18 protein-coding genes and 2 pseudogenes are annotated in these 20,611 nt (G+C 62.5%); 15 read left to right on the top strand and 5 right to left on the bottom strand.

What is annotated here, in order from left to right; all coding sequences use genetic code 11:
• The first annotated feature begins 125 nt into the window (after nt 1-125).
• The 4 genes and pseudogenes from ACY8D3_RS18150 to ACY8D3_RS18135 all read left to right on the top strand — a co-directional run bounded on the left by ACY8D3_RS18150 (nt 126) and on the right by ACY8D3_RS18135 (nt 3,964).
• On the top strand, nt 126-779 hold the full coding sequence (locus ACY8D3_RS18150) for a hypothetical protein (protein ID WP_462380207.1): 654 nt from the start codon (nt 126-128) through the stop codon (nt 777-779).
• A gap of 201 nt (nt 780-980) precedes the next feature.
• The gene (locus ACY8D3_RS18145; RefSeq protein ID WP_462380206.1) at nt 981-1,760 is read left to right on the top strand and encodes a transporter substrate-binding domain-containing protein; all 780 of its coding nucleotides are present in this window, start codon (nt 981-983) and stop codon (nt 1,758-1,760) included.
• 212 nt (nt 1,761-1,972) lie between these two features.
• Nucleotides 1,973-3,109, top strand: a pseudogene (locus ACY8D3_RS18140) (methyl-accepting chemotaxis protein); the annotation flags it as partial.
• On the top strand, nt 3,101-3,964 hold the full coding sequence (locus ACY8D3_RS18135) for a methyl-accepting chemotaxis protein (RefSeq protein WP_462384433.1): 864 nt from the start codon (nt 3,101-3,103) through the stop codon (nt 3,962-3,964). The pseudogene ACY8D3_RS18140 and the gene ACY8D3_RS18135, both read left to right, overlap by 9 nt.
• A 13-nt stretch (nt 3,965-3,977) precedes the next feature.
• Here the strand turns inward: ACY8D3_RS18135 and ACY8D3_RS18130 are convergent, their stop codons facing one another.
• Genes ACY8D3_RS18130 through ACY8D3_RS18115 form a run of 4 tightly spaced genes read right to left on the bottom strand, consistent with a single transcriptional unit; the run spans nt 3,978 to nt 8,372 of the window.
• A complete protein-coding gene (locus ACY8D3_RS18130; protein ID WP_462380205.1) occupies nt 3,978-4,943 on the bottom strand; it encodes a ribonuclease Z in 966 nt (321 codons plus the stop codon).
• A 31-nt stretch (nt 4,944-4,974) separates the two neighbouring features.
• Nucleotides 4,975-5,829, bottom strand: a complete 855-nt coding sequence (locus ACY8D3_RS18125) for an FHA domain-containing protein (protein ID WP_462380204.1) — start codon at nt 5,827-5,829, stop codon at nt 4,975-4,977.
• 15 nt (nt 5,830-5,844) lie between these two features.
• Nucleotides 5,845-7,569 (bottom strand): serine/threonine-protein kinase, encoded by a 1,725-nt coding sequence (locus ACY8D3_RS18120; protein ID WP_462380203.1) that lies wholly within the window; start codon nt 7,567-7,569, stop codon nt 5,845-5,847.
• Nucleotides 7,566-8,372, bottom strand: a complete 807-nt coding sequence (locus tag ACY8D3_RS18115; protein ID WP_462380202.1) for a PP2C family protein-serine/threonine phosphatase — start codon at nt 8,370-8,372, stop codon at nt 7,566-7,568. Before ACY8D3_RS18115 ends, ACY8D3_RS18120 begins: the two co-directional genes overlap by 4 nt.
• 396 nt (nt 8,373-8,768) lie before the next feature.
• Between ACY8D3_RS18115 and ACY8D3_RS18110 the strand changes: the two are divergent.
• From ACY8D3_RS18110 to ACY8D3_RS18070, 9 genes and pseudogenes are all read left to right on the top strand, one after another.
• Nucleotides 8,769-9,856: pseudogene (locus ACY8D3_RS18110) on the top strand (sensor histidine kinase).
• Nucleotides 9,853-10,599: a LytR/AlgR family response regulator transcription factor gene (locus tag ACY8D3_RS18105; protein WP_462380201.1), complete on the top strand. Its 747-nt coding sequence runs from the start codon at nt 9,853-9,855 to the stop codon at nt 10,597-10,599. The pseudogene ACY8D3_RS18110 and the gene ACY8D3_RS18105 overlap by 4 nt, the downstream one beginning before the upstream one ends.
• A 136-nt stretch (nt 10,600-10,735) precedes the next feature.
• The gene (hemC, locus tag ACY8D3_RS18100; RefSeq protein ID WP_462380200.1) at nt 10,736-11,674 is read left to right on the top strand and encodes a hydroxymethylbilane synthase; all 939 of its coding nucleotides are present in this window, start codon (nt 10,736-10,738) and stop codon (nt 11,672-11,674) included.
• Nucleotides 11,671-12,438 (top strand): uroporphyrinogen-III synthase, encoded by a 768-nt coding sequence (locus tag ACY8D3_RS18095; protein ID WP_462380199.1) that lies wholly within the window; start codon nt 11,671-11,673, stop codon nt 12,436-12,438. Before hemC ends, ACY8D3_RS18095 begins: the two co-directional genes overlap by 4 nt.
• A gap of 11 nt (nt 12,439-12,449) precedes the next feature.
• Nucleotides 12,450-13,655 carry a uroporphyrinogen-III C-methyltransferase gene (locus tag ACY8D3_RS18090; protein WP_462380198.1) on the top strand — a complete coding sequence of 402 codons (1,206 nt, stop codon included), beginning with the start codon at nt 12,450-12,452 and terminating at the stop codon, nt 13,653-13,655.
• Nucleotides 13,652-14,890: a heme biosynthesis HemY N-terminal domain-containing protein gene (locus ACY8D3_RS18085; RefSeq protein ID WP_462380197.1), complete on the top strand. Its 1,239-nt coding sequence runs from the start codon at nt 13,652-13,654 to the stop codon at nt 14,888-14,890. Before ACY8D3_RS18090 ends, ACY8D3_RS18085 begins: the two co-directional genes overlap by 4 nt.
• Before the next feature lie 141 nt (nt 14,891-15,031).
• Complete coding sequence (locus tag ACY8D3_RS18080; RefSeq protein WP_462380196.1) at nt 15,032-15,523, top strand: disulfide bond formation protein B; 492 nt, start codon at nt 15,032-15,034, stop codon at nt 15,521-15,523.
• Between the two features lie 240 nt (nt 15,524-15,763).
• Nucleotides 15,764-16,249, top strand: a complete 486-nt coding sequence (rsd, locus tag ACY8D3_RS18075; protein WP_462380195.1) for a sigma D regulator — start codon at nt 15,764-15,766, stop codon at nt 16,247-16,249.
• Nucleotides 16,250-16,401: 152 nt separating this feature from the next.
• Complete coding sequence (locus ACY8D3_RS18070) at nt 16,402-17,436, top strand: AlgP family protein (RefSeq protein ID WP_462380194.1); 1,035 nt, start codon at nt 16,402-16,404, stop codon at nt 17,434-17,436.
• 168 nt (nt 17,437-17,604) lie between these two features.
• Here ACY8D3_RS18070 and ACY8D3_RS18065 read toward each other — a convergent pair whose 3' ends face one another.
• Nucleotides 17,605-18,057, bottom strand: a complete 453-nt coding sequence (locus ACY8D3_RS18065) for a TIGR02444 family protein (protein WP_462380193.1) — start codon at nt 18,055-18,057, stop codon at nt 17,605-17,607.
• Between the two features lie 80 nt (nt 18,058-18,137).
• Here ACY8D3_RS18065 and ACY8D3_RS18060 point away from each other — a divergent pair, with 80 nt between their 5' ends.
• Nucleotides 18,138-20,057 (top strand): ATP-binding cassette domain-containing protein, encoded by a 1,920-nt coding sequence (locus ACY8D3_RS18060; RefSeq protein WP_462380192.1) that lies wholly within the window; start codon nt 18,138-18,140, stop codon nt 20,055-20,057.
• Nucleotides 20,057-20,599: a mechanosensitive ion channel domain-containing protein gene (locus ACY8D3_RS18055; RefSeq protein ID WP_462380191.1), complete on the top strand. Its 543-nt coding sequence runs from the start codon at nt 20,057-20,059 to the stop codon at nt 20,597-20,599. Before ACY8D3_RS18060 ends, ACY8D3_RS18055 begins: the two co-directional genes overlap by 1 nt.
• The last annotated feature ends 12 nt before the right edge of the window (nt 20,600-20,611 follow it).

The raw sequence follows: 20,611 nt of genomic DNA, 5'->3' as shown, positions 1-20,611 counted from the left end.
CGGGTTCTCACCGACAAAGCTGGCCTGTCGCCGCATTCGCGGCGTCCTTCCCGCTAGACGCTCCCACTCGGCACATATCAAAATGCCCGTATCCTCCGGCTACGGCCGTCCCTCCTGAGCGCCTCATGAAAACAAGACTCTTATGCGCTGTCCTTCTGTGCCTGTTCGTCCTGGCAGGTTGTGCGGGCCATACCGCCGACGGCTACGTCCAGATTCCCGACACCAACCGGCTCCAGGCGGCCGGGGGCACGCTGGCGATGCTGAAGCCGGGGCCTGCCACACTGGAATTCGGCACCAAGCCGGTCATCTTTGCGAATGAAGTGGTGCTGGAAAGCGGGACGACCCGTTTCGAAGGCAAGGTCCCGAAGGCGGCTTATACGGACAACAGCTTTTTGATAAAGGGGCACGACAACGCCTTGCCCTTCGATCTCAGCGTGGCGTGGACGGAGCGCCGTGGTGAGCAGATCACCCGGGATGAGCGGATGGAGTGTCAGGGGCCGGGATTCTGCGAAGGGCCCGTGTCACGCAGTTACTGCGGGACCGATGCGTCCGGTAGGCAGGCCTGCCGTACCGAGACCCGCTATGAATACGGGTACTTCTACAATTGCCCCGGTGTGAAGCCGGTACGCAATGTGTACCAGGTGTATCGCTATGGCGTGACCGCGAACCTGTTCGATCCGCTATCGAATGCGGTGGCCCTGGCCACGTTTCGCGGCCAGACCACCGCGAATGAACGCCTGCTGAGGACCGAGCGGGAAGGCATGTGTCAGAGTCGCTAGCGTCCGCGTGGCAAGCGAGACAAAGCGTCAGTCTCTTTTGACCTCGGTGCGCTGGCGAACACCGGCCCGTCTGTACGTGAACAGCGCCGCCTAACCCTGGGTCTTGTCCGGTCCACGCTGGAGCGGTAGTTTCGTCGTCCGGCCGACACGGCCGAGACCGTTCGCGCGACGGGTGCGCGACGCCTACCGAAGGACATAACAATGAAAATCGCACTGGCAGCGGGCCTGCTGCTTGCCGCAGGACTGGTACAGGCCGAGACATCGGTTTCCCATCTGGACCGCGTACAGAAGGACGGCGCGCTTCGCGTCTGCACGACGGGCGATTACAAGCCCTACACCTTCAAACGAGAGGACGGCGGTTACGAGGGGATCGACGTTTCTCTCGCCGAGTCGCTCGCCAAGAGCCTGAACGTGAAAATTGACTGGGTGCCGACCACCTGGAAGACCATGACGCCCGACATGCTGGCCGGCAAGTGCGACATTGCGGTGGGCGGCGTATCCGTATCGCTGGAGCGCCAGAAGGTCGCATTCCTCAGCGACCCCATCGCGCTGGATGGCAAGATTCCTTTCGTGCGCTGCGAAAACGTATCGCGTTACCAAACGATCGAGCAGATCAACAAGCCTTCCGTTCGCTTGATGGAGCCACCGGGCGGCACCAACGAAGCCTTCGTCCACAAGAACCTGCCTGAGGCCAAGCTGACGCTGGAGAAGGACAACCTGGCGATCTTCCAGCAGTTGGTCGATGGCAAGGCCGACGTGATGATCACGGATGCGTCCGAGGCGCGTTACCAACGTCAGCACTATCCGGACCTGTGCGCAGTGAATCCGGAAACGCCGATGCAGTACATTGAGAAAGCCTTCCTGTTGCCGCGCGACGATGTGGCCTGGAAGAGCTATGTCGACCAGTGGCTGCATCTGGCCAAGGCGACCGGGGAGTATCAGTCCATCGCAGATCGCTTCCTCGCGCCCGTTAAACCCTAGCCAGTTCCGCTCGCATCGAAGGCGCCTGCTCTGGCGCCTTTTCTTTGCCTGGCGTCTTTTTCAGCCTGCCAAGGATAAGGTGGGACTGAATGATCGCGCCTCGCTTTATGTGTAACCGATTCCCTTCTTGAAGCATCTGGCAAAGCTAACTTCCACCGTTCGTCATGAATGTGACGTCAATTAAACGTTGATCGTCTTGTGACTCTCAAGTCATGAGCCAAGCGGACGATAAACGTGCGGTGGCGCCTTGCGCCGTTCATGCCAAAGCGAAGGAAATACTGATGAAGAAGTGGTTCGCCGATATCAGCGTCACGTGGAAGTTGACGTTGGGTTTCGGTTTGGTGCTCGCACTAACGTTGATATTGGCCATTGCAAGCTGGAGCGGTTTGGGCACGGTTTCCCAGCGCAGCATCTGGATGCACCAGATCAGCGCGTTGAATGATTCGCTGACCAACCTACGTATTACGCGGCTGCAATTCATGCTGGCGAACGGTGACGAGAAATCTGCCGCTGCGGTTGAGGCGGCACTAAACACGTTCGCGGCCGAGCACAAGAAGGTGCAGGACACCTTCGTCAGTCCCGCCAATGTCGCATTGCTCGCCGCGCAGGCGGAGCAGATTAATGCCTACCGGATATCGTTTCAGAAAATGCGCGACGCTTACCGCGTCGGCAACGATGCTCGTGCGGACATGGGGCATGTTTCCAAGGTTGCCGGTGAGGTGATCGATTCGATCTACCAGTCGGTCCTGCAGATGCCAGCGTATGACGAGAATCGACTGGCAAGCTATCGTGCGATCGCACAGCTACGTGAAAGCTGGCTGACCGTCCGTTACGAAATGCGTGGCTACAACAGCAACCCAGGTGAGGAGGCTGCCGCTGCCGTTGAGCGCCAGATCGAAACGACCCGTTCCTTGGTGCGCAGCATTCCGGATATCTTCGGAGACGAGCGCCGCGCCGATGCGGGGCGTATCGAGGCCGCGCTCGACCAGTATCTGTCAGACGTCAGAGCGGCAAGCACCGCCAATCGCGACGTGGTCGCTGCCCGTGCCGAGCTTACCAAGCAGGGTTATGAAATCGTTCGCCTGAGCGAAGAGCTCACCAAGATCCAGGTCGAGCGTCGCGACAGCGAAAGCCATGATGCCAAGGTGCTGCAGATCAGCGTAACGTTGGCGGCACTGCTGGTCGGTATGCTCGCGGCCTGGCTGATCACTCGCCAGATCACCCAGCCTTTGGCCGAGACTATGCAGGTTGTAAGGCGCTACGCGTCCGGTGACCTGTCTCATGTCGATCAGGTGGATCGCAAGGACGAAATCGGTGCGCTGCAGAAGGGCATTGCCGATATGGGCGCGACGCTGCGTGATCTGATCACCGGCATCCGCGACAGCGTGACCCAGATCGCAAGTGCCGCCGAGGAGCTTTCCGCGGTGACCGAGCAGACGAGCGCAGGCGTCAATACGCAGAAGGTGGAGACCGATCAGGTCGCCACGGCGATGCACGAGATGGCGACGACCGTGCAGGAAGTTGCGCGCAACGCAGAAGAGGCTTCCCACGCTGCCAGCGCCGCTGATGCCGATGCCCGCCAGGGCGATCAGGTTGTCTCGCAGGTCGCGCAGCAGATCGAGCGTCTGGCCGGAGAAATGACCCGTTCGACCGAAGCCATGTCCAAGCTCGAAGCCGAGAGCAACAAGATCGGCAGCGTGATGGATGTGATCAAGGCGGTTGCCGAGCAAACCAACCTGCTGGCGCTGAACGCTGCCATTGAAGCGGCACGTGCCGGTGAGGCCGGACGTGGCTTCGCCGTGGTCGCTGATGAGGTGCGTGGGTTGGCGCTGCGTACGCAGCAGTCCACAGAGGAGATCGAGCAACTGGTGGCCGGGCTTCAGCAGGGTACGCAGCAGGTGGCTTCTACCATGCAGAGCAGCCGCAGCATGACCGAGAGCAGCGTCGAGCTCACCCGCAAGGCAGGCTCCGCACTGAATGCGATCACCCAGAAGGTCTCGAACATTCAGGCGATGAACCAGCAGATCGCAGCGGCGGCCGAGCAGCAGGGCGCGGTGGCTGACGAGATTAGCCGCAGCGTGATCAATGTCCGCGACATCTCCGAGCAGACCGCGTCTGCGAGCGAGGAGACGGCCGCCTCGAGCATCGAGCTCGCACGGCTGGGCAATGAGCTGCAAACCATGGTGAGCCGCTTCCGGGTGTAAACACCCAGCTGTATCAGCTCAAGTCGACCTGATGCAGCGCGCCGCCCTTGTCGAGGTGGTAGCGCTGCAGGTCTTCGGCCAGGAAGAGGCCGCCGCTGTAACAGGCGGCGGCCTCTTCACGTATCGCCTCAATGGACGGCGACCGCCCCGGACCCTGTTGGTAGCGCGCACTGAAGTGCGTGAGTATCAGGTGAGGTAGCCGAATATCTTCCGCGAACGTCGCTATGTGCTCAGCCGCACTGTGCCCGGCTTCCCGGCCCGCGCGCTCGGCGATTTCCCGCGTGTAGGTCGCTTCGTGGACGAGAACGTGGGTACTGTCACAGGCATCCGCCAGCAGGTCTGGCCGGTCGTTGTCGCCTGCAACGATGATTCGCCGCGGAGTCCGATCAAACAGCACGTAATCGGCACTGCGATACTGTCGTCCCACCTCTTCGACATCTTCTCCCCTCATGAGCCGTCCCCAGGCTGGGCCGCGCGGAACACCGTCCCGGTCCAGTCGGGCCACGTCGAGCCGGGGGTCCGGACGCGCTTCGGTAAAGCGGTAGGCATGCGACGGTACGCGGTGCGAGAGGGGGTAGGCATCGATTCGGAGCCGCTCGCTCGTCCAGATGCCGCCGTCTTCCACTGGGCTGAAGTTGACCTCGAACGGGAGGTGGCAGGCCGTGACGCTGAGCGTGGACGCAAGCCAAGGGCCAAGTGCAGCAGGCCCAACGACGTTCAGGCCATGCTTGCGGCCGGTCAGGCCCGCGCTGGCGATGAGGCCTGGCAGGCCGAAGCAATGGTCGCCATGGACATGGGTGATAAAGATTGTATGAAGGCTATGCAGCGAAAGGGGCGTCCGCAGGACCTGGTGTTGGGTCCCCTCTCCGCAGTCCACCAGATGCCAGTCACGCCCGCCGTCTTCCAGCACGGCGACGCCGCTGACATTGCGAAAGCGGGTCGGCGTGCCGGCCGAAGTGCCGAGAAAGATCAGATCCATGGGTGCTCCGTGTCGGGACGAACGGGTCTCCCTAGCTTAGCCATACCAGGACGGCGCCGACCACCGTCACCACCGCCGCGGCACAAAGGGCCACAAGTGCGATCGTGGCGATGCTGGTGGGGGCAGGGGGCTCATTCGAGATCGGCTCCGCGTCTGGTGCAGCCGGGCGTACCCGGTAACGACGTCGCGCGCTGCGGGGTAATGGCGGGCGGGGCGCGGTCTTCGGCAGGTCAGCGGCGCGCATGAACAGCGTGGCATCCTCGTCGGTGCTTTCGATCTCGGGTGGCTTGGGCCCGATGACCAGCAGGGTCACGGATCCCATCTGCAGCTCGTCGCCGGGCTTCAGAGTGGCGGCGGCCACGGGTTGCTGGTTGAGCAGCACGCCATTGGCCGAGCCGAGGTCGCGCATTTCCAGCATGTCGTCCCGCAGGTAGAACTCACAGTGCCGGCGCGAAAGCGCCATGTCGCTGAAACACATATCGCAGCGGATGGAGCGGCCGAATGTCATCGTGCCGTTGATGTGATACTTGCGCCCTTCATGTTCGCCACTGCTGAGCACATGCAGGTACCAGCGGCCAGTGGCGGGTGTGCTATCGGCTCGAACCGGGTCTACCAATTGCAGCTCTGCGGCCCCGATCTGAACGCGATCGCCGGCCTGTAGCGCATAGCGGGCTTCCACCCGTTCACCATTGACGAATGTGCCGCCCTGGCTGTCGGTGTCGGACAGGTAGTAGGTGCCAAGCTCGTCGCGTATTTCCGCGTGGAAGTCGTCGACGCCTTCATCGTGCAGCACGACATCGTTGCGAGGATCACGGCCGAGGGTCAGGCATGGCTTCACCAGCCACAGTGGCGCCTGACGGTTATCCGAGAATTGCAGCTTAAGCATCCGAACCGGCCCTGATCAGTTGAAGAGTCGATTCCAGATCCGCTTGACCGGATTGTCGGAGACGGTATTGGTGGCGGGTGCCCGAGTGGTGGATACGCGCGTCTGGCTCGCTCGGACGCGCTGGGCGTGGTCCTGTTGCAAACGGACAAGAGCTGCGTTCTCACCATCCACTTCCAATCCCTGCGCTACATATTCCTTTGCCAGTGTGAACTCGCGCCGCGCATAAGCGCGCCGCGCCTCGTCGGCAAATTTTCGGGCAACGCGATCCAGGCCTGCGCTGGCTTCGAGGTTTTCCGGATCCCAGTCCAGCACCTGCCGGTAGTAATAGACCGCACTGTCCTCCTCCGGCTGCAACAATTGCCCGCTCGCCAGGCGCTCATCGCCGCGCTGCAGGTATTGCGCGATGCGCGCATCGTTCAGGCGATTCAGGCCGGCCTGAGCGCCGGCATGGCCGGGCGCGAGCGTGAGAACCTGGCGGTAGTAGTACTCCGCGCTGTCGCCATCGGGTTCCATCAGTTGGCCTTCGTCCAGCCGCTGTTCTGCCATCCAGAGCATCTGAGCAATGCGCGCGTTCTTGACGCGCTGCAGGCCGCTGCTCGCTTCCGCGCTGCGCGGGTCTTTCGCAAGGGCGAGCTGATAATAGTGCTGCGCGCTGTCTTCGCTGGGCTCGATGAGCTTGCCTTGTGCGAAGCGCTGGTTGCCTTGCTCGATGTAGTGGGAGATTTGCCAGCGCTGCTGCGCGTAATAGCCCCCGCTTCCTAATGCACCCACGCCGATGATGGCGAGCAGGCACGCCACGATGGTGGAGGGGCGGACGCGGCCTGCCATCCGTTTGCGCGGCACGGCGGGCTTCGCAGCCGGGGGAGGCGTGGTAACGCTCTGGGATTTGCTCGGTTTGTCTGGAGAGGCCGTTGGCATCAGCGCAATGTGAGGCACGCTGTCATCCTGGAACTCGTAGAGTTCGGCCAGCAGTTCACCGCAATCCTTGAAACGATCGGCCGGGTCCTTGGCAAGCATTCTGTCCAGTAGCGGCTGGTAGAGCGCAAGCCGGCCGGTCAACGGTGGCGGATCGAGCTGCACCTGGTTAAGAACCGTTTCGTTGTAGCCAGGCCCCTTGAACGGGTTGGTTCCGGTGAGCAGCTCCAGGAGGATCACACCGAGGCTGTAGATATCGCTGCGTTCGTCGAGCGCCTCGCAGCGAGCCTGCTCAGGGCTGCTGTAGGCCGGACTGCCGACGGCAATGCCGAATTGCGTCATCTCGCTGTCCAGCTCTAGCCGCTTGGCAACGCCGAAGTCGGTGATCACCGCGGTGCCGTCATTGCGAAAAAGGATGTTTGCCGGCTTCAGGTCGCGATGGATCAAACCATTATCGTGGACGACTGCCAGACCTTCTGCGACTTCGCGGACGATCTCCAGCGCCTGGCCGGGTGAGACGGCCTTGCCGCGGTAGCGCCGCAGGTCGCCACCGGACACATACTCCATCGCAAGGTACAGTCGGCCATCTTCAAGCTCGCCAACATCATGGATTGTGATGATCGACGGGTGATGAAGTGACGCCACGATATGGGCCTCACGGATGAAGCGCTGATGAAAGCTCTCGTCGTCTCCCTTGAGCAGAACCTTTATGGCGACCTTGCGTTGCAAGGAGCGCTGCGTTGCCAGATAGACCTCGGCCATGCCACCACGCCCCAAGAGGCTGTGTACGTCATAGCCTGGAAGTTCGAGTGTCCGTTCGCTCATGGCCTTGGGTCGTCCGTTTTCGAGGGGCTCGGGATCAGCCGTCGCAGAAGCGCACGCATGGCTGTCTCCAGATTGCTCGTTGTGGTTATGTTGGGGCCGAGCACGATGCAGGAGATATTGTCTCGCCCGCCGGCTGCTTCGGCTTTGTCGATCAATTCACGCACCATGGCCGCAGGCGTTTCGCCGGACTGGCATACGTTCAGTATCTCGCTGTCATCCAGCTCGCCGCTGAGCCCGTCGCTGCACAGCAGCAGTGATTCGCCTGCCTGAAGCTCGCCTTTGGCGTAGCCAATGTCGAAGCCTTCGACCGTTTGGCCCAGGCAGCGCAGCACGATATTGCGGCGTGGGTCACGGCGCGCGGCTTCCGGTGTCAGTTGGCCTGCGTCGATCATGGTCTGGACCCAGCTGTGGTCCTGTGACAATTGCCGGATCTGAGCCGGCCCGACGCAATAGGCACGGCTGTCACCGACCCATGCCAGCTCGTAGTCCCGGCGTGAGCCCAGGCGGATTGCAACCAGCGTCGTGCCCATGTCCAAGCCACGCTCACGTCCGGTCTCATACACGGCCAGATTCGCGATGTGCACGGCACGGCGCAGCCCCTGGCCGCTGCTGACGGCGGCCTGCAGCGCCTCAAGGGCCAGCTCGCTGGCGACTTCGCCGCGCTGCTTGCCGCCCATGCCATCGGCAACGGCCCAGAGTCGCGCTTGCGGGCAGCACAGCACGGCGTCCTCGTTGTGATCGCGGACGCGACCGGCGACGCTGAGCGCGGCGTAGTGTCTGGGAATCCCTGAAGGTGCTGCCATCCGTGAGAGCTGTCCGGTAGTGCGGGTGATCGACGCTTCGATGCTTCACGGAGGCACCGTGAATTGCATCGAGAGAACCGGAGCATAGACAACGGGATTCGTGCAGAGTGTCATGCTTGTTCGGGACTTTTCTCCGGTATCCGCTACGCTGAAAAAAGCAGGTTTCCGTTGCCCTGACCGAGTGGGCTGTGTCCCGTTAACAGGCGGCACGTGTCCTGTGCGGGCAAAGGCTTGTGGAGTGCCTATGACTATTTATTCACATCGTGAACCATGCCCGCTTGTCGATACCGCCATTCGCGGTGAAGATGCACTGCGTTGCGCTGCACCCTCGGACCGGCGCTTAAAACCGCACTTCGCTGTGGGCATTCGTCAATTTTTCCTGGACTGTAGTGGCTGATGCGGCGTTTGCGTTCGTTGTTGTCCTTTAAATCGAAGCCTGCACCGGCTGATGACTTTTTCATTCCGGAGCTCTGCGAGTCCGAAGCGCTGCTGGGACTGGTCCTTGCAGCCGAATTGCTCGTGCTGGTTCTGGTGCTTGCCGAAGCCCGCCAGCCTGAGTTCGACTGGATACGACTGGCATTCACCTCGCTTTTCGTTCAGTGGATCATGCTGCTTTCCGCAGCGTTATTCTGTCGGTTGCGCCCTTGGCTGGCGAGGTTGCGGCCTGCGGTAGCAGGCCCCTGCTGTGTCGCGCTTGTTGTATTGCTGACCGTTTCCTGCACCGCCGTTGCCGATTACCTCGAGTTGGCCGGTCCGCTGCAGCATGTCGATGAGATGAACCTCTACGTGCGGCATGGACTTATCGCCGCCATCATGTCAGCGTTGCTGCTTCGTTATTTTTACTTACAAAGTCAGTGGCGGCGCCAGCAACAAGCGGAACTGCATGCCCGTATCGCTTCGCTTCAGGCGCGCATCAGGCCGCACTTTCTATTCAACAGCCTAAATAGCATCGCCAGCCTGATCGCTGTAAACCCTCAAAAGGCGGAACAGGCAGTGCTCGATCTGTCCGATCTGTTCCGCGCAAGCCTTGCTCGCCCGGATACGCTGGTGGCCTGGCGCGACGAGCTGGCCCTGGCGCGCCGCTACATCGCAATCGAGCAATACCGCTGTGGTGACCGGTTGCGGATGGATTGGCGTGTATCGGGCGTTCCGGCAGACATACGCATTCCTCAACTAACGCTGCAGCCACTTCTGGAAAATGCCGTACTTCACGGCATCCAACCCAGGATCGAGGGAGGCACCATTGAGGTCGATGCGAGAATCGTGGCCGGTTTTTTTGAGTTGACGGTCAGTAACCCTTACGACGAAGTGGTCAAAACTGCATCACCACGCGGGACGCAACAGGGGTTGCCGAACACCGAAGCTCGCCTTGTGGCACTTTTCGGAAGCGAGGCTAGTCTCACCTCAGAGCGCCGTGATGGCCGTCACGTTACCCGTCTACGCTACCCCTTGCGAGACTAACGCAGGAAGCCAGAGCTATATGAATGTCCTGATCGTCGATGATGAACCCTTGGCCCGAGAGCGTCTAAATCGTCTGGTGAGTGACCTCGAGGGTTACCGTGTCCTCGAGCCCGCTGCCAGTAACGGCGAAGAAGCGCTGACCCTGATCGACACCCTTAAGCCGGATGTAGTGTTGCTCGACATCCGCATGCCCGGACTGGATGGTCTTCAGGTCGCTGCCAAGCTGTGCGAACGCGATACCCCGCCTGCCGTGATCTTCTGCACGGCGCACGACGAATTTGCCCTGGAAGCGTTTCAGGTCAGTGCGGTGGGATATGTCGTCAAACCCGTGCGTTCCGAGTCGCTCGCCGAAGCGCTAAAGAATGCTGAACGCCCGAACCGGGTGCAGCTGGCCGCATTGACGCGACCAGCCGCCGATTCCGGCACAGGTCCGCGTAGCCACATCAGCGCCCGAACCCGCAAAGGCATTGAGCTGATTCCGCTGGATCAAGTGATCTACTTCATTGCCGACCACAAGTACGTCACGCTCCGGCATGACCATGGTGAAGTCCTGCTGGACGAACCGCTGAAGTCGCTTGAAGACGAATTCGGTGATCGGTTCGTGCGCATCCACCGCAACGCGCTGGTTGCACGAGAGCGCATCGAGCGCCTGCAACGCACGCCGCTGGGGCATTTCCAGCTGTTCCTGCGGGGCTTGAATGGCGATGCGCTGACAGTGAGTCGGCGGCATGTTGCAGGTGTTCGCCGGCTGATGAGTACGCTCTGACCCGGTAACGCTGCGGCCCATTCCAGAGCGCGCAGCCCGCACCCATCGCGGGCTGCGGCCCAGCAATGCGTCAGCCGGGTTCGGGTAGCCTGGCCCTTCTTGCTATCATGCCGCGGTCTTTTCCCCGAGTACCGCCATGTCGTCCCGTCGTCACATCCGTATCGCCACTCGCCAGAGCGCTCTCGCCTTGTGGCAGGCCGAGTACGTGCGCTCCCGTTTGTTGGCTGCCCACCCCGAGATCGAGGTTTCCCTGGTGCCCATGGTGAGCCGGGGGGACAAACTGCTGGACTCGCCATTGGCGAAGATCGGCGGGAAAGGGTTGTTTGTGAAGGAGTTGGAGACGGCACTGCTTGATGACGAGGCCGATATTGCCGTGCATTCCATGAAGGATGTTCCGATGGAATTTCCGTTGGGGCTCGGCCTGTTCTGCATCTGCGAGCGCGAAGACCCGCGCGACGCCTTCGTATCGAATCGCTTCGACTCCCTCGATGCCTTGCCTGCCGGCAGCATTGTGGGTACCTCCAGTTTGCGGCGCCAGGCCCAGCTGCTGGCGACGCGCCCGGATCTCGAAATTCGTTTTCTGCGCGGCAACGTGAACACTCGGCTCGCCAAACTCGACGCCGGGGACTACGACGCCATCATCCTCGCGGCCGCCGGCCTCATTCGCCTCGGTTTCGAGGCCCGTATCCGTGACTCGATCGCACCGGAGAGCAGCCTGCCCGCGGGCGGGCAGGGCGCCGTCGGCATCGAATGCCGCAGCGATGACGATGAAATCCACGCACTTCTCGAACCCCTGCATCACGCCGACACCGCCGCGCGCGTCGAGGCGGAGCGTGCACTCAACCGCAGGCTCAACGGTGGCTGCCAGGTGCCGATTGCCTGTTACGCGGTGCTGGAGGGAGATGACCTCTGGTTGCGCGGTCTGGTGGGCCAGCCCGACGGCACGTTGTTGCTTCGTGCGGAACAGCGCGCGCCGCGCGCGGAAGCCGAAGCCCTGGGCATCCGTGTGGCTGAGGATTTGCTTGCGCTGGGAGCGCAGAAAGTCCTCGACGACGTCTACGGCTCCGTCCGATGACCGCGTGGCGTTTGCTGCTGACCCGGCCGACGCCCGAATGTGAGGCGCAGGCGGCCTTCCTGGACGAGAACGGTGTGCACGGCGCCTGCCTGCCGTTGCTGGCAATTCAGCCGTTGGCCGAAACGCCCGAGCAGCGCGGGGTCGTAATGGATCTGGACCTGTACGCGGCGGTCATCGTCATCAGCAAGCCCGCCGCGCGATATGGCCTGGCGCGTATCGATACGTACTGGCCACAGCTACCCGTGGAGCAGCGCTGGTTCGCCGTTGGTTCCGGCACCGCGGCCGCGCTTGCTGACTACGGAATCGATGCCTGCTGGCCCGAAGGCGCGGACAGCGAAGCCCTGCTGGCGATGCCTGAACTCAATGACGCGCTGGCCGCACCCGGTTCGCGAGTGCTCATCCTGCGCGGTGAAGGCGGTCGCGAGGCTCTCCAGGAAGGCCTTTCGGCGCGTGGCGTGAAGGTCGATACCCTCGAACTCTATCAGCGCTCCTTGCCTGCCTGGCCGGAAGGCCAGCTGGGGCGCGTCGTCCAAGCGGAACGCCTGAATGGCCTGGTTGTCAGCAGTGGACAGGGTTTCGAGCATCTCAGGCAACTGGCGGGCGATGCCTGGCCCTCTTTGAGCCAGTTGACCTTGTTCGTTCCCAGCGCGCGCGTCGCCGACCTGGCACGCGCGGCGGGGCATGGATTTATCGTGAATTGCGGCGGCGCCTCCAACGACGCGTTGCTCGCAGCGCTGGCAACCAATCGGCCTGCGGATGACTAAAGGAAGGTGACGTGAGCGAAACGCCGAACGAGAAGAACGATCTCCCCTCGAAGCCTGTAGACGAGACGCCTGTCTCCCCGCCACCGAAGGTGGAGACGCCTCCACCCGCACCCGCAGCGCAGCGCAGTAGCAGCGGGTTGGCTGGACTGGCCCTGCTCGTCGGTGTGTTGGGGCTCGCGGCTGGCGGCTGGAGCGCGTGGCAGTTGCACCAGTCGACCGCGAAGGTCGATGCACAGCGCGGCGAACTGGCCAGCGCCACACAAGAAGCACAGCGCCTGGCGGATGAACAGGCACAACGCAGCCAGCAACTCGAGCGCCGCGTCGACGGGTTACCCACCGCAGATCAGGTTGCGGAACAAAGGCGGCTGCTGATGACGCTTCAGGGTGATCAACAAAGCCTCGCGCAGGGGCTTTCTCAGATCATGGGGCAAAGCCGCGAGGCCTGGCGCCTGGCCGAGGCCGAGCATCTGGTGCGCCTGGCAATGCTGCGCCTCAGCGCGTTGCAGGACATCAACAGCGCGATCGCACTTTTACAGGCGGCCGACGACATCATTCGGGTGCAGGACGATCCACTGGCGTTCTCGGCGCGCGGCGAGCTGATCAAGGTCATCGAAGCACTTCGCAATCTGCCCAAGCCCGACCGCAACGGGCTCTACCTGCAGCTTGCGGCCCTGCGCAGCCAAGTGGACGACCTGCAAGCCGTCGCCCCCGAGTTCGTGGTCGATGAGCAATCCGAAGCGGTTGCCATGGACGCGTCCATGCGGCCCTGGTGGGACTGGCAGCGTTGGCGCGACACGCTGGCGCAATACGTTCGCCTTGACCTGCACGCCGATCAGGATATCCGCCCGCAACTGGCGGGGCAGACCCTGTCTCAGGTGCGCCTGACACTTTCCCTCGCGCTGGAACAGGCACAGTGGGGCGCACTGAACGCGCGCCAGCCCATTTATCAACAGTCGATCGAACAGGCGCGTGAAGTGCTCGCTCGTTACTTCGACCCCCGTAATCCAACCGTCGAGTCGCTATCGGAGCGCCTGGAAGGGCTTTCCGATCAGGTTGTCGAAGTCGACACGCCGGACCTGCGGCCTGCGCTGACGGGGCTGGAGCGCTACGTACGTGAGCGCGAACGCAGCGACAATGGCATCGAGCGCCCTAACGGCAATGATGCCAAGCCTGATGCGGAGCAGAGCGAGACCAACCCGGCGGAGGAAGGCGCATGATTCGCGTGCTGGTGATCGTGCTCGTGCTGGCAGCGCTCATCGGCGCGCTGGGCTATGCCATGAGCCTTCATAGCGGTTATGTGCTGATCGCCTACCAGGGGTTCCGTTACGAATCGACGCTTTGGGTATTCCTTGGCCTGTTGCTGCTTATCCTCGTTGCGCTGGTATTGATCCGTTGGACTCTGCGCCTGTTGTACGTGTCGGGACGAACCGTGAACCCCTGGTCGCGCTTCCACAGGGAACGCCGGACACGCAAGGCTGCCGAGCGGGGCATGCTCGAACTGTCCGAGGCGCGGTGGCCTGAAGCGCTAAACCACCTAAAGCGCGCCGCCGAAGCCGATCCTCAGCCTCTGTTGCTCTATCTCGGTGCTGCGCGTGCCGCGAACGAGTTGGGGCAAGTGGAAGAACGGGATGCGCTTTTGGCGCGTGCCCGCGAGCGCCAGCCCAAGGCGGAGCTCGCCGTTGAGCTGGCGCATGCCGATTTGCAGGAGTCCGCAGGCGATGTTGCGGGCGCGCGCGCGACGCTCGAAGCGCTTCGCGGCCGCCATCCGAGCCACCGCCATGTGTTGCGTCAATTGGCGCAGCTGCATCAGCGCCAGGATGACTGGCCGGCCGTCATCGAGTTGCTACCAGCCCTGCGCAAACAGAAAGTCTTGGGTGGAGACGAGTTGAAGCTCCTGGAACGCCAGGCTTGGACTGGGCAACTCGATGGCGTACTGGTTGATCCTTCACTGGACTCCCCGGCGCGACTCACCGAGGCCTGGAAGCAGCTTACCCCAGTCTTGCGCGAAGACCCGACCCTCGTTCTTCGCTACGCCACCGCACTGCACCGGCTCGGTGCCGATGATGAGGCTGAGCACGTCCTTCGCAAGGCGATTCAGGCCGAGTATGCAGTTCCGCTGGTCGAGCTGTACGGCACACTGCGCAGCCGGGACCCGAATGGGCAGCTGAAGGCTGCCGAGCGCTGGTTGCCCGAGCATCCATCGGACGCCGTATTGCTTCGCTGCCTCGGGCGGCTGTGCGTGAAATGCACGTTGTGGGGCAAGGCGCGCGATTACCTCGAAAGCAGCCTCAGCTTCGACCGCCAGCCCGAGACCTGTGCGGAGCTGGCACGCCTACTGGCACAGCTCGGCGAAGATGACCGCAGTCAGCGCCTGTTCGTTGAGGGGTTGGACCTGATGGACCGCCGCCTTCCCATCTCGGCCCAACCTGCTCAAGCGCTGGTGCGCGTGTGATCCGGCTCGGGCGGGTACGGCTTCCTGCGTGTACCTGCCCGATTGCGAGTTCAAGCAGCAATGAGCGCACCCATATGAGGTCGCTTGAAAGCCATGGCCGGTTTTGTCTACCGTAAGCCTCCCATCCCTGTCGGTGTTCCCATGCCTTTAGCCGGCCAGTCGCTGTTGTTCCTGCTCGGTTTCGTCGTGTCGGCATTAAGCCTCGGCACGGCCTTGTATCTTGAGCATGGCGTCGGCCTTGCGCCCTGTGCGCTGTGCCTCGTGCAGCGCTTCTGTATGGCCGGGTTTTCCGTCACCTGCCTGAGTGCATTCGTCCAACGCCCGGGCAGGATCGGAATGCGCGTATACGGCGCAGTCGGCCTTCTGTTCTCCGGGTTCGGCGCGCTCGCGGCGGGCCGCCAGGTGTGGTTGCAGAACCTTCCCAGCGAGCAGATGACCGGCTGTGTGATGCCGTTAGACCGGATGTTGGGTGAGGTACCGCTTGGGCAGGTGATCCGCGCCGTTTTCGATGGGTCCGCCGACTGCCTGCAGGTCAGCTGGAGCCTTTATGGAATGAGCGTGGCGGAATGGAGCCTTCTTGCGTTCGCCGGCTTCATCCTCTTGTCCGCTTTCCTGTTGCTACGGCGCGCCTGACCCTGGGCAAATCCATTCGCCGTCGATTGAACGAGTGATGGCGATCTGTGTTCGTATGACATGCTGCCCACATCCCGTAACCAGTTTCCGATGGCCAGGCTTGTGGGCCGGGCGGACACCGGCTTACTCTCCGGGATGTCCCGTTACCAGGACGCGGCTCGCCAAGTAGTGGGCCGTACCATGAACGCCACTGCCAACGTGCAGCGGCATTGCCGACCTGTCAGGTAGGGGAGAAGTCATATGCTCGATAGCTGCAAGAATGCGCAGGAACGCTGGGGTGGTGTGAACGAGCTGGTCGATCGCTGGCTGCAGGAACGTCACGAACTCATCAGGGCTTATGCCGGTTTGAACGACAAGGCCGAAACCTCGTCGGCAACCGCCGAGGATCAACACGCTTTTTGTGCGCTTCTGCTGGACTACGTATCGGCAGGCCACTTCGAAGTCTACGAGCAGCTGCTGGGTGAAGCCGAGGCGTTTGGCGACAAGCGTGGCATCGAGTTTGCGCGCCAGATCTACCCACGCATCGAAGTCAGCACTGAAGCGGCACTTGCATTCAACGATCAGTGCGACGGCAAGTCGGGCGGCGCCTGCACCGGCGATAACTTCAAGCGTCTGGGTCAGATGCTACAAGAGCGCTTCGAGCTTGAAGATTGCCTCATCGAAGTGCTGCACAAGGCACACGCCGAAGCCAAAGCAGAACCCGAGACACCCAAGGCGTCCGTTTGACGACGCCTTCCGCCATCCATGGCCTTGCTCCGATGCGTCTATCGGCGCCCCATCGGGGTTTTGGCCAGTGCGGTCGCCAGGCCGCTTCGCCCGCTGGCGGCGGACTCACGGGTTGACTAGTATGGGGGCCTGTTCCAGTCAGGAGGCTCGCTATGCCGGCCAATAGGAAGTCGTCGCCCGTCACTACTCCGCTCCATCTGCTGCAACAACTCTCCCAAAGTCTTCTCGAGCATCTTGAAGAGGCGTGCACCTCTGCTCAGAAAGACGCCGAGAAAATACTGGCTGACCACGAGAAGCAGCGCACCAAGGCGCAGGACAAGCTTCATGCTGCCCGTGAAAAATTGGAGCAAGCGATCCAGGCGGGCAAGGCCAAGGCAAGGGCCAAGGCCGAGGCATCCATTGCCGAGCTGGAAGGGCTGATTTCCAGCCTCAAGACTCGCCAGGAAGATACCCTTGCTTACGTCGCTCAGCTCAAGCGTGATGCCGAGGAAACGCTGTCCATCGCCAAAGGCATTGATCAGGTAAAGGCAGCGGCCGCCGACGCGCTGCAGCGCCGTGAGACCGATTCGGCCAAGCGCGCCAGTAGCGCGACCAAGACCTCCAAAGCCGACGCGAAGCCCGCGTCTGCGAAGAACAGATCCGCCAAGACCGCGTCGGCCTCGTCGACCAAATCCTCGTCGCGGGCAAAGAGCACGGGCGCCAAGCCATCCTCCAAAGCCGCCACGACCGCATCGAAGGCCAGTGAAGAAGCGAATGCTGCCAATGGCGCGACCGGAGCCGCTGCACCAGCCCGCTCGTCCAAGGCCAAGCCTGCTTCGTCTAAAGCCGCTGCTGCAAAGCCTGCCCCGGCGAAAACGGCCACATCGAAAGCTTCTACGGCCAAGGCTGCGCCGGCAACGGCCGAGAACACGGCTGGCGCTACCAAGGCTTCATCGGCGCGCAAGTCGCGTGCAAAGGCGCCGGCCGCGGCCGGACTTACCGAAGTAACCCCTTCGGCAAAGCCTGCCGCCAAACCCGCTGCGAAGCGTGCGACGCGCCCCGCAGCGAGCACGTCGAGCAATGGAGCGAAGGGCACAACGCCCGCCGCCGAGCCAGCGGCCAAGCCTGCTCCAGCCAAGCGTAGCCGCACCCCGAGCAAGGCGACCGGCAAGTCCGGCGCTACGAAATCGAGTGATAGCAACGCCTGATGCGATGCTTCCGGGACGGCGTCACGCCTGTCCCGGCCAGTGCAGCTGTATGGGTCGTCTGCCGGTGGTGGCCGCTAACGTAGGCCACCACTGAGCGCGCCATAAAGCGAATCTGGCACGGGCAGCTTATTCACCCTTCCTGCGGCATTACAGTCAGGGAGCCAACCGTTAGCCCACCGCTGCCTTCAGCGTATCAAGCGACGCCTGGGCGTCGGCTGTTTCGCATATGGCCGCCTCATCCAGCCAGGGTTGCATGCCAGAAGTGAATGGGGGCCACGCAGTTGCTGCCCTTTCGAGACGCTCCAAGAGTTCTCTTTCACCCTGAAGCTCAAGCGCTTTGACCTGCTCTCGCAGCGCATGGAGTGCATCATCGGCTTGGGCATTTGCGCGCCAGGCCAGCCGTAAGGCTCGCATGGGCTCGATCACCTCGCGGCGCCAGGGCGTGGCAATTGCGTGTAACGCCGCAAGCCGTGTCGCCTCGTAGGCAACGCCCCGTTTGCCAAGCCAGGCACAGCACAGCAATAGGCAGACGTCATTGCCTTGCTCTTGAAGTTGCAGGCAGGCCGCTTCCACGCCCGGGTGGGCATAGGTCTCGCAGGCAAATTCCCAAAGTTCGCTCATTCGCTCATTCCATCCGCCGCAGTGGGCAACCTGTCGCTAAGATATGGCCCCCGGGGAACCTGTTAACATCCGCCGCCATTATGATTCGACTTCAGAACCTTACCCTACAACGTGGCCCCCAGCGTCTGCTGGAAGCGGCCGAGCTCACCCTCCATGCGGGCCAGAAGGTCGGATTGATCGGCGCTAATGGCGCTGGAAAATCCAGCCTCTTCGCACTGCTGCGTGGCCAGCTCGGCCCGGATGCAGGCGACTGCCAGCTGCCGCCCGACTGGCGGATCGCCCACATGCGCCAGGAGGTCGACACGCTTGACCGCCAGGCGGTGGACTACGTGCTCGATGGCGACGTTGAACTGCGTCGTATCCAGGCCGACCTGCAAAGCGCCGAAGCATCCGGTGACGGCACGGCCCAGGCCAGACTGCACGGCGAATTCGACAGCATCGATGGCTATAGTGCCGACGCACGCGCGCGCAAGCTGCTCGCCGGGTTGGGCTTCGATGCCGTTCAGATGGACCGCCGCGTCGGCGACTTTTCCGGTGGGTGGCGGATGCGCCTTAATCTGGCGCAGGCCCTGATGTGCCCGTCGGACCTGCTGCTGCTCGACGAGCCCACCAACCACCTGGACCTGGACGCCATTCTTTGGCTGGAAGGCTGGCTGAAGGGCTATCCGGGGACGCTGTTGCTGATTTCGCACGACCGCGACTTCCTCGATGCAGTCGTCGATCATGTCGCCCACCTTGAGCAACGCAAGCTTACGCTCTATCGCGGCGGCTATTCCGCGTTCGAACGTACCCGCGCCGAACGGCTGGCTCAACAGCAGCAAGCGTACGAGAAGCAGCAGGCGCAGCGGGCGCACATGGAAGATTTCATTCGGCGCTTCAAGGCCAAGGCCACCAAGGCGCGCCAGGCCCAGAGCCGCATCAAGGCACTCGAGCGCCTCGAGGAGCTGGCCCCGGCCCACGTGGATTCGCCATTCGACTTCAGTTTCCGCGAAGCGGACAAGGTATCGAGCCCTTTGCTCGATCTCAGCGAGGGGCGCCTGGGCTATGACGGCCGGGCCGTGCTGGAGAAAGTGAAGCTGCAGTTGACGCCGGGTGCGCGCATTGGCCTTCTGGGGCCGAACGGCGCGGGCAAGTCAACGTTGATCAAGACCCTTGCGGGCGAACTGCCTCCGGTGGGTGGTGAGCTGAGCCGTGGTGAAAACCTCGTGGTTGGCTACTTCGCTCAGCACCAGCTCGATGCGCTCGACCCAAAGGCCAGCCCTTTGCTGCACATGCAGCGCCTTGCGCCGGGCGAGCGAGAGCAAACCCTGCGCGATTTCCTTGGTGGGTTTGATTTCCGCGGGGATCGCTGTGACGAGGCCGTTGCCAATTTCTCCGGCGGAGAGAAAGCGCGCCTGGCCCTGGCGCTCATTGCCTGGGGTAAGCCGAATCTTCTACTGCTCGACGAACCGACCAACCACCTCGATCTGGAAATGCGCCTGGCACTGACGCTTGCGCTTCAGGACTTCGACGGGGCGGTGCTGGTGGTATCCCACGATCGCCACTTGCTGAAGAGCACGACGGATGAGTTTCTGCTTGTCGCGGATGGGCGGGTGCAGACCTTTGACGGTGACCTTGAGGACTATGCCAAATGGCTACTGGAGTTCCGCGCCCGTCAGGCAGCCGTTTCCGTCGCGCCCGGCGGGGCGGGCGAGGTCGACAAGACCGATAAGCGCGCCCAGCGCCAGGCGGCTGCCGCGCTGCGTCAGCAACTGGCGCCACACAAGCGTGAAGCCGAAAAGCTCGAGAAGGAGCTGGGCAAGGTGCAGCAATCACTCGCTGCCGTTGAAGAGCGGTTGGGCGACAGCGGCATTTATGACGCGGCTCGCAAGGATGAGCTTAAGGACCTGCTGGCACAGCAGGCGCGCCTGAAAACGCAGGAAGGCGAGTTGGAGGAAGCCTGGCTCGTCGCGCTGGAGACGCTTGAAGAGCTTCAGCGTCAGCTGGAGGAAGCCAATTGATGGCGGAGTACGAGGAGCTGCTGCTGACCTGGAGCTTGCCGCTGATACGCTTCGGCCAGGTGGTGCTCATCATTCTGCTGGCCTGGCTGGCTCAGCGCATCGTGACGCGTGCGATTACCCGGCTGGGGCATCGCTATTCGACGCTACCTCGCGAAGTATTGCTGCCGCTTCGTGGCGTGTTGCGCTGGCTGATCATGGGCAGCGCGTTCATGCTGGTGCTCGAGCGCTTTGGTGTATCGGCGCAGGTCTTGTGGACTGCGCTCACCGGCTTCGCTGCCGTGGCAGCGGTCGCGTTCTTCGCGATCTGGAGCGTGTTGTCCAACATGTTCTGCGCGGTCCTGATCTTCTCGATGGGGCCGTTCCGTTTGGGCGACACCGTCGAGGTCATGGAAACAGCCGACAAACCCGGCATCAAGGGGCGCGTGCTCCTGATCAACCTGTTCTACGTCACGCTCGAAGACGTCAGCGAAGAAGGGGCTGGCGCGCTGGTGCAGGTCCCGAATACGCTGTTCTTCCAAAAAGCCGTGCGCCGCTGGCGCTGACCATCGGAGTCC

Source organism: Pseudomonas sp. Marseille-QA0892, assembly GCF_054950135.1.
The sequence above is the reverse complement of the archived record's forward strand: the minus strand, read 5'-3'. Positions and strand labels throughout refer to the sequence as shown.